Raw genomic sequence first — 17,985 nt, forward strand, 5'->3', positions numbered from 1 at the left:
CATAGTTATTTATAAATTATTAAATGTTAAATTATTGTTTTTTATGAATTTTAAGTATTTATAAGTTTAAAATTTTTAAATAATTATTAATTTATGATATAAAAAAAGGGCGAATTATATGAAAACAGGTATCTATTTATTTAGATATTAATTAATTGATATTCAGTCAATTAAAATAACTAGATCAAATACTTTGCAGGTATAGTTAAAATTATTAGATTTGAGCTAAACATAAAACTAAATTTGACTAGTTACTTAAAATAAAATAAATGGATCAATTCTCATTCTTAAATGCAATACATTCTGAATATATTGAGGAACTTTATCAAAAATATTTGTCTTATCCTGACAGTTTAGAACCTAGTTGGAAAGCTTTTTTCCAAGGTTTTGACTTTGCAAATACAAGTTATGAAGGGAAACAAATAATAGATGAAGAAAAAAAACAGTTCATTGTTGATAATCATACGGGCATTTCTGAAGACGTTGTAAGAGAATTTAAAGTCATAAATCTTATTAACGAATACAGAATGAGAGGGCATTTTTTTACTAAAACTAACCCTGTCCGACAAAGAAGAACTTATACCCCAACTTTAGATATTGAAAATTTTGGATTAACTACAGAAGATTTATCTGTAAAATTCAATGGTAAAATTATAGGCCTAGATCAATACTATACACTTGCAGAAATTATTCAACTACTAAATAAGGTTTATTGCAATTCCATAGGTATAGAATACATGTATATACAAAGCCCAATTGAAATACGTTGGATTCAAGAATGGCTTAAAAAAGGATTTAATCAACCACAATTAAATGTAGAAGAAAAGAAAAGAATATTAAAAAAACTATCGCATGCCGTTGCATTCGAAAATTTTCTTCATACCAAATTTGTAGGTCAAAAAAGATTCTCTCTAGAAGGTGGAGAAACTTTAATACCTGCACTTGATGAAATTATTAATAATTCCTCTGAATTGGGAGTTGAAGAAATTGTAATTGGTATGGCACATAGAGGTAGACTAAATGTGCTAGCCAATATATTTAATAAATCTTATTCGCAAATATTTACAGAATTTGAAGGAAAAGATTATGTAGAAAATATTTTTTCCGGAGATGTTAAATATCATTTAGGTTCCTGTAATAAATACAATACGAAAAAAGGTAAAGTAGTTAATATTAGTCTAGCACCTAATCCCTCACATTTAGAAACCGTAGATGCCGTGGTTGAAGGAATTGCAAGAGCAAAAGCAGATCATAATTTTAACGAAGATTACAGCAAAGTTTTACCTATACTTATACATGGGGATGCAGCTATTGCTGCTCAGGGAATTGTATACGAAGTACTTCAAATGATGAAGTTAGACGGTTACAAAACTGGAGGAACCATTCATATAGTAATTAATAATCAAATTGGTTTTACTACTAACTATTTAGATGCACGTTCAAGTAGCTATTGTACAGATATAGCAAAAACTGTTCGTTGTCCGGTATTGCATGTAAATGCAGATGATGCGGAAGCGGTAATACATGCGGTTCGATTTGCCTCAGAATACAGAAGTATATTCCATAAAGATGTTTTTATAGATCTTTTAGGATATAGAAAATATGGACACAACGAAGGTGATGAGCCTAGATTTACGCAACCTAAGCTATATAAACTAATTGCTAAGCACCCAAACCCGAGAGAAATTTATAAAGCAAAACTTGAACAAGAAGATGTTATAACTCCAGAGCTAATCGCTGAGAGTGAAGAGCAATACAAACAACTTTTAGACAAAAATTTAGAAGATTCAAGAAGTATGGACACAACAAAAGTTGAATTGTTTATGCAACAAGAATGGAAAAATTTTGATAGAGTAGGAGAAAAAGAACTTTTAAACCCGACGGATACCTCATTCCCCATCGATGAGTTAAGGCAGATAGCAAAAGTGATAACTCAAGTTCCAGAGAATAAAAATTTATTTAATAAAATTCAGCGATTACTCAACCAAAGAAAAGAAATGGTAGAAGTAAGTAATTCCATAGACTGGGGAATGGCTGAATTACTTGCCTATGGAACCTTATTGATGGAAGGACATACGGTTCGTTTATCAGGGGAAGATGTAGAAAGAGGAACTTTCTCTCATAGACATGCGGTTATTAAGACAGAAGATACAGAGGAAGAAATAATTACCCTCAATCAACTAAATACACAAGCAAAATTTTATATTTATAATTCACTACTTTCTGAATATGGTGTTTTAGGATTTGAATATGGTTATGCCATGACTACACCCTATTCTTTAACTATATGGGAAGCCCAATTTGGCGATTTTGCTAATGGAGCTCAGATAGTGATCGATCAATATCTATCAGCAGCGGAAGATAAATGGAAAATGCAAAATGGATTAGTTATGCTACTCCCTCATGGATTTGAGGGTCAAGGTGCAGAACATTCATCGGCGAGAATAGAGAGATTTTTATCTCTATGTGCCAACGGAAACATGTACGTTATCAATTCAACTACTCCAGCCAACTTTTACCATGCAATTAGAAGACAATTAAAACCTAATTTTAGAAAACCTTTAATAGTATTTTCTCCTAAAAGCTTATTAAGGCATCCCAAAGTTACTTCCACTCTAGAAGAATTGACAGAGGGCAGTTTCCATGAAGTTATTGACGATCCAAGTTCAAATGTAGCAAAAGTTACAAGACTAGTCTTTTGCTCAGGAAAAATTTATTATGATCTGTTAAATAAAAAAGAAGAGCTTATGGATGAGAAGGTAGCTCTAGTTAGAATTGAACAATTGTATCCTTTACATTGGGAAAAAATTTATCATATATTAGATAAATATGAGAATAAAAAAGAATTTTACTGGGTACAGGAAGAACCTGAAAATATGGGAGCATGGTGGTATATTTTGAAAGAGTTTAGGAAATTTGATATTGATGTTATATCTCCTAAGGCTAGTAGTTCACCTTCCCCCGGTTCTCATGATCGATATATAAAAATACAGAAATCTTTAATTAATAGCGTATTTAACAATATAAAATAAAAATTAATAATGATACTTGAAATGAAAGTTCCCTCACCGGGAGAATCAATAACTGAAGTAGAGATAGCGACTTGGCTGGTTAAAAGCGGAGATTACGTAGAAAAAGATCAAGCCATAGCTGAAGTAGATTCAGACAAAGCAACCTTAGACCTACCGGCAGAAGCATCGGGCATTATAACCTTAAAGGCTGAGGAGGGAGATACAGTACAAGTGGGACAAGTGATCTGTTTAATAGATACAGATGCAGAAAAAACCAATGAAACTCCAGAAAAATCAATAGAAGTATCTCAAGAGAAATTGAATGAAAATACTAAATCTGTTTCCCATTCAGTTCCAAATCCTGAACCTATATATAATTCCTATGCAACTGGAGAAGCTTCTCCTGCGGCAAAAAAAATACTGGAAGAAAAAAATATAGCTCCGTCAACCATACAAGGAACTGGGAAGGATGGAAGAATTACTAAGGAAGATGCAATGAAGGCTGTCGTTCCATCCATGGGAACCTCTACAGGAAATGGTGCTAGAACTGCCCAATCGGTAAAATTATCTGCTTTAAGAAGAAAAGTAGCTGAGCGTTTAGTTAGCGTAAAAAACGAAACGGCAATGCTAACTACTTTTAACGAAGTAGATATGAGTGAAATTTATAGATTGAGAAATGAATTTAAAGAAGAATTTAAAAATAAGCATGGAGTAGGGTTAGGGTTTATGTCATTTTTCACTTTAGCAGTGGTTAGAGCATTAAAATTATATCCAGACGTAAATTCAATGATTGATGGTAATTATAAAACATCTTATGATTATCAAGATATAAGCATAGCAGTTTCAGGTCCTAAAGGACTTATGGTTCCTGTACTAAGAAATGCAGAAACTATGACATTTAGAGGAGTGGAACAAAATATAAAAGAACTAGCTTTAAAAGTTCGGGATGGAAAAATAACTGTTGATGAAATGACTGGAGGAACTTTCACAATTACGAATGGGGGAGTTTTTGGATCTATGCTTTCAACACCAATTATAAATCCACCCCAAAGTGCTATTCTAGGAATGCACAATATTGTAGATAGGCCCATAGTTAAAAATAAACAGATTACTATTGCACCCATGATGTATGTGGCATTGTCTTATGACCATAGAATCATTGATGGAAGAGAGTCTGTTGGATTTTTGGTTGCTGTAAAAGAAGCTGTGGAAAACCCTTTGGAATTCTTAATGGATAACAATCCACAAAAAGCCTTAGAGTTATAAGAATAAAAAAACCGATAATTCAATTATCGGTTTTTTCTATAAATATTTATTAATATTCTGTGCTAAATTGTTTTAACATTCGAATATCATTTTCTGTGAACATTCTAATATCACCAATTTGATACATGAGCATTACGATTCTTTCTATTCCCATTCCAAAGGCAAAACCACTATATTTTTCAGGGTTAATATTGACATTTTTTAAAACATTTGGATCAATCATTCCACAACCTAAAATTTCCAACCATCCCGTACCCTTAGTTATTCGATAATCGGTTTCAGTCTCTAATCCCCAATAAACATCAACTTCTGCACTAGGTTCCGTAAAAGGAAAATACGACGGTCTCATTCTTATTTCAGATTTCCCAAATAGTTCCGAAGTAAAAAATTGTAAAGTCTGTTTTAAATCAGCAAAAGATACATTGGTATCTACATATAAACCTTCAATTTGATGAAACATACAGTGAGAACGAGAAGATATATCTTCATTTCTGTAAACTCTCCCCGGAGATAAAATTCTAATAGGAGGTTCATTCTTTTCCATATAGCGGATTTGAACAGAAGAGGTATGTGTTCTTAAAACTAAATCTGGATTCTTATCTATAAAAAATGTATCCTGCATATCTCTAGCTGGATGATGTTCCGACATATTTAATGCCGTAAAATTATGCCAGTCGTCTTCAATTTCAGGACCATCAGCTACAGAGAATCCAATTTTCTTAAATATGCTTATAATCTTATTTTTTACAACACTTATGGGGTGTCTAGTACCCAAGTTAAATGGATAGCCTGGACGTGTTAAATCCAATCTATCACTAGTAGGTTGTTTACTAAAATTATAATGATCTTTTAATGAGTTAATTTTATCATTTACTAATTGTTTTAAATGATTGATTTGCTGTCCGAACTCCTTTTTAGTATCATTAGGGACTTCCTTAAACTTTTGAAATAAATCATTCAATATACCCTTTTTACCTAAAAATTTAATTCTAAAATTTTCTAATTCTTCAGGATTTTTCGGATTAAATTCTTGTACTTCTTTTAAATAATTTTTGATATTATCTATCATTGTTATAATTTCTTTAAATAAAATTTTTAAATATATGTGGGCTATGCAAAAATACTAAAACTAATAGATTATTTTAGATAAATATTTGAAATTAATAAAACATAATTTTTTTGATTTATCACGTATTAGCTAAAAAAACACTTGAAATAAATAAAAATTTTTAAATTTTTTATGTAAATTTTAAATAAATATTTATTTTTATGCTAAAATAAATTGTATAAACGTATGAAAAAATTATTCTACATTCTATTTCTACTTGTTTTAGTGCCTAAATCAGGTTTTGCACAGGGTTCTAAGATTGATCAGTTACTATTTTCAACCTTAATTGAAAGTAAAGCCTACATAGATAAAGGTAAAGTTGCTGATTATATTCCTGAATTGAGTAAAGCTAACAAAAATTTAGTGGGAGTTGCATTGGTAGATTCCTTAGGAAATTTACATACCAAAGGAGACACAAAAAGTAAATTTACTATGCAAAGCATCTCAAAAGTAATAGCCTTAATGCTAGCAGTGGAGGAAAGAGGTGAGAAATATGTTTTTGAAAGAATGGGTTATTATGGAACAGACAAACCATTCAATTCATTTGAAGCTTTGGAATATAGACATAAACCTTTAAATCCGATGATGAATGCAGGTGCAATAGTTACAACAGCTTTGATTAAAGGGAAAGATGATGAAGCTTATAAAAAAATCCTGGAAAGAGTAAGATATATTACTAAAAATGAGGACATAAATATCAATGAAGCGGTTTATCAATCCGAAAAGGAAACAGGCAATAGAAACAGAGGAATGTTTTACTTACTAAAGAATTTTGGATTGTTTGATGCTGAAAATGAAGAAAGCTTAAACAACTATTTTAGACAATGTTCCATTGAAGTAAACGCAGAGGATTTAGCCAAAATTGGATATTTTTTCGCCCATAATGGAACTAGATTTGACGGTGATAAAACATTTTATAATCCAGAAATCAGTAAACTAATTAAATCCATCATGCTAACTGCTGGAATGTATGATTATAGCGGGGAATATTCAAGTAAAATTGGAATTCCTTCTAAATCCGGTGTTGGTGGAGGAATTATGGCATCTGTGCCAGGGAAAATAGGCATTGGTACTTTTAATCCTTCTTTAGATGAGCAGGGGAACTCCGTACCTGGATTATATATTATGGAAAAGCTAAGTAAAGAACTTAATTTAAGTATTTTTTAACATTTACATAAAAAGCAATAAAATTTTTAAAATTTTATTGCTTTTTTCCAATTATTTTTACTGGATATTTTTCTTAAGATCTTTTAATTCGTCCTCTGCTTTGTTTAATGCGCAATTGGCTTGTTCTTTAGTTTTATCTTTTAAATCTTCAGCTTTATCTTCTGCTGAGTCTAATAAGTCTTTGCCTTTATCTTTTAAATCTTCAACCTTATCTTTAGCTGAATCAATAAGATCTTTACCTTTATCCTTTAAATCATCAGCTTTATCTTCAGCAGAATCTGTAAATTCTGAAACTTTATCGCTGATTTTACTAGTTATTTCACTAGCTTTATCCGATATTTTATCAAAAAAAGAAGAGATAGAATTTTTGAAATCGTTTGATTTACCCTCAACTGAATTTTTAACGTTTTCTGTCAGTTGTCCAGCCTTAAATGCTTCTTTAATAATGGTTAAAGCTTTTTCTGCCTGATCTTTCGTTAATCCAGTTTCCTTTTCTAACTTTTCAATAATTTTGTCCATAACTTTAATATATTGAGATTTGATTTTATCTTATTAAGAGCAAAAACTAAACCATATATTATAAATTGTTTAAAATCTTATCTATTAGAAAGGTTTCTAATTCTTAATTTCATCCATAAATTCATTTAAAAATAATATCATGAACTCATGTCTTCGATGGGCTATGAATTTAGCCGTATCAGTATTCATCAAATTTTTAAGTTTTAATAGTTTTTCATAAAAATGCATAATAGAACTAGAATTATTATTTTTATACTCTTCCTTGGAATTATAAATATTCAAATTATCATCCGGATTATAAATTTCTCTACCTTTGTTTCCTCCATATGCAAAAGCTCTGGCAATACCAATGGCTCCCATAGCATCTAATCGGTCTGCATCTTGAACAATTTTAGCTTCAATAGAAGATGGTGGTTGATTAAATCCGCCATTGTATGAAACTTCAGAAATAATTTTTAGTATGTCATCGATAAACTTGTTATTAAACTCCATTGACTTTAGTAAAGGAAAAACTATTTCTTTAGTTTTATCAATGCCGTTATGCAGTTTATAATCACCAATATCATGCAACCAAGATGCAATAATTACTTTTAAATTATCGGCAGATTCATTAAGCATAATTTTTTGAGCATTATTTACCACTCTTACAATATGCCAGTAGTCATGTCCAGAATATTCATTATACAATCGGTTTTTAACAAAAGTCTTTATATAATTTATTTTATCTAGCTCATTCATATATAAAATTGAATTTTAAATATTATAAATATATTGGGGTATGATTTTTATTTTATACGATACATCATAAATGTAATGGTGTAAAACCAAAGATTAAACAATAGGGTATATGTTAGACCATAAATCATGCTTAACCCTAAATTTTTTTTACATTTTAAAGAATTTTTTAAAACTATACTCAAAGATTTAAAGAAAATCCAATAAAGCATTATAATGAATAAAAATATTGCGATATGAAAGTGGTTATCTATGGTAGAATAAATTGCCACTAGTATAATACTGCTTAAAATCCAATATAAGATTTTATCTAAACAATTATTAGGAATCACTGTAAGCCCATAATTTTTATTTGATGGAGTAGGTGTATTTTTACAAAATAATCCTTTAAATAATCCAATAGTAATAAATAAAAATATTACTGGCGAAATTATACTTCCAGTAAATATAGCATTTTCAATTAAAGAATGCTCCTTTTTTATGGGGTAAATATTTAGACATAGAATTGTTATAATTAATACTATTAAAGAGATAAATATGGTAGATTTATAGTTAAATAAATAATGTAATATTTTCATAGTTGTTTAATTGAAGAATAGTAAAGTTAATTGTTTAAATGTTTAAACGAAAGAATTGAGCAAAAAAATATTCTATTATTTAAATATTTTTTAATTGGTTGATCTTTTAATACATACGAAGGGCAAAATATTAAATGAATTTAAAACGTATATTTGAATCTATAATATTTTAAAAGGGTGGAGTTTGTTAATGTAATTTTGCCACTCCCTATTAAAGGGGTATTTACATATCATGTACCTAAAGTACTTGAAAATAGTCTACAAATTGGGCAAAGAGTTGTCGTGCCTTTTGGTGGAAAAAAGTTATACACTGGAATCATTTTAGAAATTCATAAGATAAAACCCGAGCTCTACAAGACGAAAGAGATTTTTACAATATTAGAAAATGAAGCATTTGTTACTATAAACCAGTTAAATTTCTGGAAATGGATATCAGAGTATTATCTATGTACCTTAGGAGATGTTTATAGAAATGCTTTTCCAAGTGCTTTAAAATTAGAAAGTGAAACGTATATAAGAAAAACGGGTCACGAGATAATATGGGAAGAATTGGATGAAAGAGAAATATTTGTAATGCAGAATTTAGAAGTTAAAACTTCCATCGATTTAAAGGAAATTGAATCATTTATTTCTAAAAAACATATTGTTCCTACCATAAAATCATTGTTTGAAAAAAATTTGGTTGAGTTGGATGAGCAAATCATTGAAAAATATAAACCTAAGCAAATGGTTTATTTGGATTTGAATCCAGATTTTAAAAATTCTGAAATTTTTAAGCGAGCGCTTTTAGAAATTGATAGAGCACCCAAACAAAGAGAAGCCTTCTTAGTATTTATTCAATGGCAACAACAGAGAACTAGTCATATAGGAAAAAGAGAGCTTGTGGATAGATTCTCTCCGGCTGTTGTAAAAGGATTGATAGATAGAAATTTTTTAATCGAATTTCAATTGCAGATTGATAGAATTGAAGATTACGACGATAATATAGAGGATTTTAATGAGCTTTCAGAGGCTCAGAACCAAGCCTTTCATGAAATCCGTAATCAGTTTTCTAAATATAACACAGTTTTGTTACAAGGAGTTACATCCTCTGGTAAAACAGAAATTTATTTTCACCTGATTGATGAACAATTAAAATTGGGTAAGAATTGTTTGTTACTATTACCGGAAATTTCAATTACTACGCAATTAGTTACTAAAATTCAAAAAAGATTTGGCAATGAAGTAGGGGTTTATCACTCAAAACTAAACCAGAATGAGCGGGTTGAAGTTTGGAAAAATACATTGAACAATAAATACAAAATTTTAATCGGAGCTAGGTCAATAATTTTTCTTCCTATTCAAAACATAGGATTAATTATTGTAGATGAAGAGCACGACAGTTCTTATAAGCAAAGTGATACTTTGCCCTTATACAATGCTAGAGATTGTGTGCAAATTTTAGCCCACCAATTCAAGGCTAAGGTGTTACTTGGTTCGGCAACACCGTCCATGGAAAGCTATTACAATTGTGACCAAGGTAAATTTGGTTTTGTGGAACTAAATCAAAGATTTGGAGAAATAAAATTACCTGAAGTTGATTTGGTTTCATTACGTACACCAACCATTACCCCCAATATTTCTTATGAATTGTACGAACAAATTAAAATTTGTTTAGAAAATAAAAAACAAGTTATACTTTTTCATAATCGTAGAGGGTTTTCACCCATACTAGAATGCAATCAATGTGGCCATTCGCCCACCTGTCCCAATTGTGATGTTTCATTGACCTATCATAAAGTCTCTTCAACCTTGCGTTGTCATTATTGTGGAAATACTCGGGCTTTGCCTCAAACATGTCCTAGTTGTCATTCCCATTCATTGGAGACTAAAGGAATCGGAACACAGCAGATCGAAGAAGAAATTATACATTTATTTCCAGAGGCAAGGGTAGCAAGAATGGATGTAGATACCATGAAAAGAAAACATGCGTATGAAATACTATTTGAAAAAATGCACCTCCATGAAATAGATATATTAATAGGGACGCAAATGGTTACCAAAGGTTTAGATTTTGATTCTATACAATTGGTTGGAGTTATACGTGCGGATTCATTATTGAATTTCCCAAATTTTAGAGCGGAAGAACGAACCTTGCAATTGTTAACCCAAGTAAGTGGAAGAGCAGGAAGAAGAGAAGCGGGTAAAGTTTTAATACAAACTTTTGATCCTGAAAATCCTTTATATTTATTCATTCAAGAAAACAATTACCATTTAGCCAAGGATACTATCTTGCAAGAGCGGAAGGAATTTTTATATCCCCCGTATTATCGTTTAATTGAGATTACCTTTAAACATAAAAAACAAGACAAAGCAAAGAAAACGGCTACATTTGTAGTAGAATATTTAAGGAATTTTATACAAGAACCTTTTATATTAGGACCTGAGGAGGGGCTAATTCCTAGGATCAACAATTATTATATATATAAAGTACTGTTGAAGCATCCTGCAAATAAATCAACCAAAAATTTAAAATTTTTTATTGAACAAAGTTTAACAAAAGTTGAATCCGTCCAAGCCTATCGATCAGTGAAGATTACCATTGATGTAGATCCCTTATAAATATTAAGGAGCTAAACGTTCTATTTTCCATTCAAAATTATCTAACAATGTATATAATATACGATCGTGCAATCGATTGGGTCTTCCCTGCCAAAATTCAATTTGTTTAGGTCTTACTAAATATCCACCCCAGTTATTGGGTCTCTCAAGTTCATTTAAACTCTTAGTTTCTTCTTCTAAAACTCTTAATTTTTCTTCCAGAAATTCACGGTTGGGAATCACTTTACTTTGCTGAGAGACTATTGCTCCTAATTGGCTTCCTCTAGGGCGAGAGTGAAAATAACCATCAGATAAATTCGCTGATAATCTCTCTGCGCAACCATTTATAATTATTTGTTTCTCTAACCGATCCCAATAAAAATTTAAACAAACATTATTGTTTTCTTCAATGGCAGTACCTTTACGGCTTTCGAAATTAGTAAAAAAAATAAATCCTTCCCAAGTAAATTTTTTAAGTAAAACCATACGGGTGCGTGGATTTTTTGAATCTTCAATAGTTGAAACAGACATAGCATTGGGTTCTAAGATCAAATCGTGACTTTTTGCAAGTAAGTACCAGTCTCTAAATAATTCCATAGGATTATCTTTTAGATCTAATTCCAAAAGTTTTCCGGAATTGTAAATTTTTCTTAGGTTGGATAAATCTTCCATTATTTAAAATATGTATTTTTACTTCATGTAAAGATATTTAAAAATGAGTTATAAGGGTAATTTATTAATTGCTAAGCCTGGTTTGAATGATGAATATTTTTCAAAATCTGTTATATATTTAACCGGAGATGATCCATTTAAAGGTTCTGTGGGGGTTGTTTTAAATAAGTTGTACGAAAAAAAGTTAAATGAGATAATCCCAGAAATTGATTTAGACATGGATGTATATATGGGAGGTCCCGTGAATCAAGATCACTTGTTTGTCATACATTCAAGACCAGATCTAATTTCAAAAGGTACATATATAGGTAAAGATTATTATTGGTCGGGCAATTATAAAGAAATTACTTTAGCACTTAAAAATAAGTGGATTGAAAATGATGAAATTCGTTTTTTTATAGGCTATACCGGGTGGAAATATAAACAGTTGAGAAGTGAATTAAACAATAAGGATTGGATGGTTTTACCCGATAAAGATCTAAATATTTTAAAATGGGAAGATAATCTTTGGAAAAATAAATTAATAAAAGCTGATAAAAGGAATATTATATGGGTAAATTATCCTACGAATCCGTTATATAATTAATAAAATTGAATATTCTAATCAACTATTTTTCAAAAGAATTTAAAATTTTCGTTTAACTAAATACATTATAATGTTATTAAAATCCATCACTAAAATATTAATTATTGTAAATCTATTTATTATTTCTTCATGTCATTCTACTAATATTATGAATATGAATAAAGTAGAAAAACATACATTAAAAGAAAAAATTGATCATTACCAATTTACGGGTATAGTAATAAATAATGAAAAGAGTATTTCTAAGGGAAATAAACAATTGGATATTTTAAAAATTCAAATCACTAGTTCAGTGAATGAAAATTTACAACCTAATACAATTATCTACGCTGTTGTCGATAGGAATAATTTATTAAAACTAGAAATTAATAGAGAGTATGTTTTTAATGGAAATGGAAGCTATACATCTAAACTTGGCAAACACTATATAAAAATTATAAAAATTCAGGATTTAATCTAAAAATCTAGACATAATTGAGAAAATTTTTAAAGTAATCCTTTTAATTTATCTTTAAATAATAATCATTATGTAGTTAAAATTTATTTTCAAACCTTATCCTTAATGAAACTCCTGTTAAATTTAGCTTTTCTTATTGCAATGTTCAATTCATAACCAATTAATATAAAAGTTACAGATAGGTTTACCCATATCATAAGCATAAGCATCGAGCCAATGGAACCGTATAGAACATTAAAGCGAGTAAAATGGGTTATGTAATAACCAAATATATAAGTACATATAGGAAATAGAAGGGTGGTTAGTAAAGCACCAGGAATGACTTCTTTAAATTTTAATCGAGCAGTTCTACCCCAATAATAAAGAAAACAAGTTCCAAAGAAAAATATTATTGAAGATATAATATAATTAAAAATGTTAATTATTGTTCTAAATTCTATGATATTGAATGATATAGAATATTGAAAGAGCCTTAAAACTATTTCACTTACATAGAATAATAGTAAAGAAACAATTAAAAAGATTGAAAAAAATAGTATAATAAATATGCTTAAAAAGAATGACCGAAAACCTTTAAATTCTATGGGATCATGATTATTAACCGATTTGAATCCTGTGATTAGCGATCTTATTCCGTTGGAAGATAATATAATAAACAAAAGAACGGATAACAATAATAAATAAATATTTGGTCTATTTAAATGATTATTTACAAGTAGTATACGATCATTCATATAACCATTTACAATATCAAAAATATTGGGAGGTAAAAGTTTTTTTAATAAAAAATCATAAATCAAATGCTGGATTTCGTCGTAATAAGGTAAGTAACTGATAAGAAGTAAAAAAAATATTAAAAAAGGAAAAAAACTCATAAATACATTCCAAGAAGCAGCTGCAGCTCTATATCCAATCGCACCTTTAGTTATTCCTTGAAAATAGATTTGAAGAATTTCATACAATGAAATTCCATTAATCGATGAAATTTTAATTCTTTTTAAATATTGCTTAACACTCTCCAATATATTCATAGCATACTATTTAGACTATTTAGTACTTATAAAACAACTAATAAGTACTAAAATTATCTATTCCTTAACTAAAACCTCATCTTCAGCAATATTTAAAGAATTATCAAATAGGAAATAAAGTTTATTCTTTTGCTTTAAAAACTTAAAATGATTTTGATCTAAAGAAATAATTGAATCTTTAGAATTCCAAATATACCTACCATTTAAAAGGGTTGTATTTTTCCGACTATCTTCTTCATCAGCCAAATGAATTAATAAAGAATATTCGCCATTATTTTTTAAAGTTAGTTGTACATTCTCACAATCATCACAGGAAATAACTCCATTATATGTTCCAGTTATAACATCTAAATTTGAGATATTTTTATCCTTTTTTTGTATTGAATTGAGTGAATCTAAAGCAATGGTTGATTCATGAACTGAATTTTTTTTACAACTTAGGATGCTTGTAAATATTATTATAAAAAAAAGTAGTTTATATCTAGCCATATTTTATATCTCAGTATTAAGATCAAAATCCTCTAAATAATCAGAAATTCTTTTTATAAACATCCCCCCCAAAGCACCATCAACCACACGGTGATCAAAAGTATGAGATAAAATCATTTTATGTCTAATTCCAATTAAATCACCTTGAGGAGTTTCAATAACCGCTGGTTTTTTCACTATACTTCCTATGGCAAGTATTGCTACTTGAGGTTGATTAATAATTGGGGTTCCAGCAATATTTCCAAATCCTCCAATATTACTTACGGTATAAGTTCCTCCTTGAGTATCTTCAGGATTTAATTTATTAGTTCTTGCTCTGTTAGCCAAATCATTAATCTTCCTAGCCAAACCAGAAAGACTTAGTTGATCAGCATTTTTTATAACAGGTACAATTAAGTTTCCGTTAGGTAAAGCAGTGGCCATACCAATATTTATATTTTTTTTCTTAATAATGGTAGAGCCTTTAACAGAAATATTAATCATTGGAAAGTCTTTAATCGCTTTAACTACCGCTTGTATAAAAATGGGTGTATAAGTTAATTTTTCCCCTTCCTTTTTATAAAATAAATCTTTAAATTTATTTCTCCATAATACAATATTGGTAACGTCCGTTTCTACAAAAGAGGTAACATGCGGGGCTATTTGTTTGCTTCTGAGCATATTTTCAGCAATCAGCTTTCGCATTCGGTCCATTTCAAAAATTTCATCCGATTCAGAAGATGAAACTATAGTCTTAGTAGATAAATCATTGATTAATGAATCGGAAGGAGTTTCACAATCCCTAGAAATAATTTTAGACTCTATAATAGATACCTTTTCAGTAGAAGAAATCTCACTTCTATTTTTAAGATAAGTAAGTATATCTTCTTTAGTAATACGCCCGTTTAAACCAGTTCCAACTATACTCTGTCTCTCAGATTCAGAAATATTTTCTTGCTCACAAATTGCTCGGACTAATGGGGAATAATAATTATCTTTTTTCTTTTCAGTGTTTTCAATGGAAGAAGTTTTGTGTACTAATGGAGATTCTAATTGTGCAATTATTTCTTCTTCACTACTTTCAATCAATGTATTGGAGCTTATATTATTGCTATTACTGGAAGAATCATCTTCAACTTCTAAAATAGCAAAAGCTTCCCCAATGTCACAGACCTCATTAACATCTTTTAACTTTTTTATAAGTTTACCTGCTCTAGGAGTTGGTACATCGGAATCAACTTTATCTGTTGCTATTTCAACAATAATTTCGTCTTCATTAATAAAATCTCCTTCATTTTTTACCCATCGGGTTATTGTTGCTTCTATAATTCCTTCCCCCATTGGAGGTAAGGTAATTTTATATTCACTCATAATATACAATTAGCCGTGCAAAATTAATGAAAAATTATGATTTGAATAAAACATAAATACTTTGCGTATATTTAATTGTTAATCAGCATTTTATGATAATTATAAAAATATTATTTTACCAATTCAAAATATAATATTTATTTTTAGTATAATTTTTGTAAATAAAATACAATGAGAATAGATAAATTTTTATGGTGTATAAGAGTATATAAGACTAGAGCAATTGCTACAGAGGAATGTAAAAAAAATAGAATTTCATTAAATGAAAATGTAGTTAAGCCTTCAAAAGAGGTTAACAGCGGTGAGATATATACCATAAGAAAAAATCAAATTGATTATAAAATTCAAGTAATCCAAATCCCAACCAACAGAGTAGGTGCAAAGCTAGTTTCCTTGTATTGTAAAGATCTTACGGAACCCGAACAGTTAGAGTTGCTCCAAACAAGATTATCAACACAAAATTATTATAGACAAAAGGGAATAGGAAGACCTACCAAGAAAGATAGAAGAGATCTAGAAAGTTATACTTCTGATGATCTTTCAGAGGAAAATTAACTAGGTTTAGTTATATCTATAATTTCATTTACAATTGTAGGAACATCTTGATTTCCATTAATTTTATATTTTGCCCTTTCGTAATAAGGAAAGCGTTCAAAAATATGTTTGGCTATAAATTCTTCAAGATTTTGATCTTCAATACGAGAGATTAAAGGACGATGTTCTTTTTCTTTCATTAATCTATGTGCTAGTTCCTTAGGTGATAATTTTAAATAAAAAGAACAGCTTTTGTTATTTATTGTTTCAATGTTGTCGTAATAAACAGGGGTACCTCCTCCTAAACTAAGTACAATAGATTCTAAATTTAAAATTTCATGTAAATATTTTTTTTCAATTTTTCTAAAGTATACTTCCCCTTTCTTAGAAAAAATCTCATTAATAGACATTTGTTCTTTACTACTAATATAAGAATCTAAGTCTATGAATTTTAGTCCGGTAATATCAGAAATTTCTTTTCCGATGGTTGATTTCCCACATCCCATATATCCAATCAATGAAATATTCATAAATCAAAAATTTTCACAAATATCTAATTTTTATTTATAAATATTTGTATAAAAGAAAAAAGTATTTATATTTGCACTCGCTAAACGCAATTAGAATATAATTGACCTGGTAGCTCAGTTGGTAGAGCACAACACTTTTAATGTTGGGGTCCTGGGTTCGAGCCCCAGCCAGGTCACAATTTAATTCTAATTCAGTTTAAGTCAATCAAATTTGACCTGGTAGCTCAGTTGGTAGAGCACAACACTTTTAATGTTGGGGTCCTGGGTTCGAGCCCCAGCCAGGTCACTTAGCTTGAGTTTATCTCAAGCTTTTTTTATTTTAATAAACTCACGTGGTGGAATTGGTAGACACGCCATCTTGAGGGGGTGGTGTCCGTAAGGATGTGCCGGTTCAAATCCGGTCGTGAGTACTTATGTTTTTTCTCCAAGATGAGATAAAATTATTTAAATGTTTGTTCTATAATTTACTTTAATGCATCCGTAAATTTATTGATATATTACCTTTATTGTAATCAAAAATTTTTATCTCTGAAAATCTGATTTTTAAATTACATTAATGTTTATTTAAATTGAATATAGAATACATAAAATATAAGAAATTAAAGAATATTATTCATAAAAAACTTCAATATATTTTAAACATGTAATATATTTTAAATAAAGGTTTACATTTAAATTAATTATAAAATATTATATTAGCCTAAATTACAATTTATTTTATAATGGAAAACATTTTAAATTTACTTACAAGTGGCTTAGGAAGTCAAATCATCAATGGAATTAGTGAGAAAACAAATACTTCAGTTGAGCAAACATCATCGGTAGTTTCATCAGCAATCCCAGCTTTATTAGGGGCTTTACAGAATAATGCATCTACTGAAGAAGGAGCCCAAGGAATTTTAAATGCCGTAACTTCTAAACACGATGGTAGTATACTTGATAATATTTCAGGCTTTTTAGGGAATGGAGGAAATGAGCAAGAAGGTAAGGGGATTCTAGGAAATATATTTGGAAATCAATTAGGAGATATTCAAAATGGAATTAGTCAGAAGACAGGAGTTTCTGCAAGCAGTGTAGGTAGTATATTAAGCTTATTAGCTCCTATAATTATGGGATATTTAGGAAAACAAGCACAATCCTCAAATATATCTGATGGAGGGGGGATTTCCAATCTGTTATCCAGTCTTTTAGGGGGGAATTCAGGAAGTAGCATTTTGTCAAGTATACTAGATCAAAATGGAGATGGAAAATTAGGTTTAGATGATTTAGCAGGTTTAGTTTCTGGGAATAAAAGTTCAAAGGGAAATGGACTTTTGGGTAATTTATTAGGCAAATTTTTAGGCAAATAAATCTTTTCAATAAAGAACTATAA

Annotated in this window: 16 protein-coding genes and 3 tRNA genes; 11 read left to right on the forward strand and 8 right to left on the reverse strand. The window is 29.5% G+C overall.

The genetic code is table 11. The features are described from left to right. Window positions 1-269 precede the first annotated feature (269 nt). Window positions 270-3,032, forward strand: coding sequence for a 2-oxoglutarate dehydrogenase E1 component (locus ETU08_RS09810; protein ID WP_146262850.1), 2,763 nt, complete (start codon window positions 270-272; stop codon window positions 3,030-3,032). 9 nt (window positions 3,033-3,041) lie between these two features. Next, a complete protein-coding gene (gene odhB / locus ETU08_RS09815) occupies window positions 3,042-4,277 on the forward strand; it encodes a 2-oxoglutarate dehydrogenase complex dihydrolipoyllysine-residue succinyltransferase (RefSeq protein ID WP_185145316.1) in 1,236 nt (411 codons plus the stop codon). 49 nt (window positions 4,278-4,326) lie between these two features. On the opposite strand, the gene pheS is transcribed toward odhB, so the two are convergent. Beyond that, window positions 4,327-5,346, reverse strand: coding sequence for a phenylalanine--tRNA ligase subunit alpha (gene pheS, locus ETU08_RS09820; protein ID WP_146262852.1), 1,020 nt, complete (start codon window positions 5,344-5,346; stop codon window positions 4,327-4,329). 225 nt (window positions 5,347-5,571) lie between these two features. Here pheS and glsA point away from each other — a divergent pair, with 225 nt between their 5' ends. Continuing rightward, window positions 5,572-6,552, forward strand: coding sequence for a glutaminase A (gene glsA / locus ETU08_RS09825; RefSeq protein ID WP_146262853.1), 981 nt, complete (start codon window positions 5,572-5,574; stop codon window positions 6,550-6,552). Window positions 6,553-6,609: 57 nt separating this feature from the next. Here the strand turns inward: glsA and ETU08_RS09830 are convergent, their stop codons facing one another. Next, a complete protein-coding gene (locus ETU08_RS09830) occupies window positions 6,610-7,071 on the reverse strand; it encodes a YtxH domain-containing protein (protein WP_146262854.1) in 462 nt (153 codons plus the stop codon). A gap of 96 nt (window positions 7,072-7,167) precedes the next feature. Next, window positions 7,168-7,809 (reverse strand): HD domain-containing protein, encoded by a 642-nt coding sequence (locus tag ETU08_RS09835; RefSeq protein WP_146262855.1) that lies wholly within the window; start codon window positions 7,807-7,809, stop codon window positions 7,168-7,170. 752 nt (window positions 7,810-8,561) lie between these two features. On the opposite strand from ETU08_RS09835, the gene priA reads away from it, so the two are divergent. Continuing rightward, window positions 8,562-10,985, forward strand: coding sequence for a replication restart helicase PriA (gene priA, locus ETU08_RS09840; RefSeq protein ID WP_146262856.1), 2,424 nt, complete (start codon window positions 8,562-8,564; stop codon window positions 10,983-10,985). Window positions 10,986-10,988: 3 nt separating this feature from the next. Here the strand turns inward: priA and pdxH are convergent, their stop codons facing one another. Then, on the reverse strand, window positions 10,989-11,636 hold the full coding sequence (gene pdxH, locus ETU08_RS09845) for a pyridoxamine 5'-phosphate oxidase (protein ID WP_146262857.1): 648 nt from the start codon (window positions 11,634-11,636) through the stop codon (window positions 10,989-10,991). A gap of 43 nt (window positions 11,637-11,679) precedes the next feature. Between pdxH and ETU08_RS09850 the strand changes: the two genes are divergently transcribed. Continuing rightward, entirely contained in the window at window positions 11,680-12,222 is a 543-nt protein-coding gene (locus ETU08_RS09850) for a YqgE/AlgH family protein (protein WP_146262858.1), read from the forward strand. 154 nt (window positions 12,223-12,376) lie between these two features. Next, window positions 12,377-12,682: a hypothetical protein gene (locus tag ETU08_RS09855; protein ID WP_146262859.1), complete on the forward strand. Its 306-nt coding sequence runs from the start codon at window positions 12,377-12,379 to the stop codon at window positions 12,680-12,682. An 86-nt stretch (window positions 12,683-12,768) separates the two neighbouring features. On the opposite strand, the gene ETU08_RS09860 is transcribed toward ETU08_RS09855, so the two are convergent. The 3 genes from ETU08_RS09860 to ETU08_RS09870 are packed head-to-tail and all read right to left on the reverse strand — an operon-like array spanning window position 12,769 to window position 15,549. Then, window positions 12,769-13,710: a YihY/virulence factor BrkB family protein gene (locus ETU08_RS09860; protein WP_146262860.1), complete on the reverse strand. Its 942-nt coding sequence runs from the start codon at window positions 13,708-13,710 to the stop codon at window positions 12,769-12,771. 57 nt (window positions 13,711-13,767) lie between these two features. Then, a complete protein-coding gene (locus ETU08_RS09865; RefSeq protein ID WP_146262861.1) occupies window positions 13,768-14,199 on the reverse strand; it encodes a copper resistance protein NlpE N-terminal domain-containing protein in 432 nt (143 codons plus the stop codon). Window positions 14,200-14,202: 3 nt separating this feature from the next. Next, entirely contained in the window at window positions 14,203-15,549 is a 1,347-nt protein-coding gene (locus ETU08_RS09870) for a dihydrolipoamide acetyltransferase family protein (RefSeq protein WP_146262862.1), read from the reverse strand. Between the two features lie 171 nt (window positions 15,550-15,720). On the opposite strand from ETU08_RS09870, the gene ETU08_RS09875 reads away from it, so the two are divergent. After that, the gene (locus ETU08_RS09875; protein WP_146262863.1) at window positions 15,721-16,104 is read left to right on the forward strand and encodes an RNA-binding S4 domain-containing protein; all 384 of its coding nucleotides are present in this window, start codon (window positions 15,721-15,723) and stop codon (window positions 16,102-16,104) included. Here the strand turns inward: ETU08_RS09875 and ETU08_RS09880 are convergent. Beyond that, entirely contained in the window at window positions 16,101-16,613 is a 513-nt protein-coding gene (locus ETU08_RS09880; RefSeq protein WP_146262864.1) for a shikimate kinase, read from the reverse strand. The genes ETU08_RS09875 and ETU08_RS09880 overlap by 4 nt on opposite strands. Before the next feature lie 103 nt (window positions 16,614-16,716). Between ETU08_RS09880 and ETU08_RS09885 the strand changes: the two genes are divergently transcribed. The 4 genes from ETU08_RS09885 to ETU08_RS09900 all read left to right on the forward strand — a co-directional run bounded on the left by ETU08_RS09885 (window position 16,717) and on the right by ETU08_RS09900 (window position 17,962). Continuing rightward, window positions 16,717-16,789: transfer RNA gene (locus ETU08_RS09885), tRNA-Lys, on the forward strand. 37 nt (window positions 16,790-16,826) lie between these two features. Then, window positions 16,827-16,899, forward strand: a tRNA-Lys gene (locus ETU08_RS09890). Between the two features lie 40 nt (window positions 16,900-16,939). After that, window positions 16,940-17,023 (forward strand) — tRNA-Leu (locus ETU08_RS09895). Between the two features lie 312 nt (window positions 17,024-17,335). After that, a complete protein-coding gene (locus ETU08_RS09900) occupies window positions 17,336-17,962 on the forward strand; it encodes a DUF937 domain-containing protein (protein ID WP_146262865.1) in 627 nt (208 codons plus the stop codon). The last annotated feature ends 23 nt before the right edge of the window (window positions 17,963-17,985 follow it).

Origin of the sequence: Apibacter muscae, from assembly GCF_007845635.1 — a bacterium.
Classification (GTDB): domain Bacteria; phylum Bacteroidota; class Bacteroidia; order Flavobacteriales; family Weeksellaceae; genus Apibacter; species Apibacter muscae.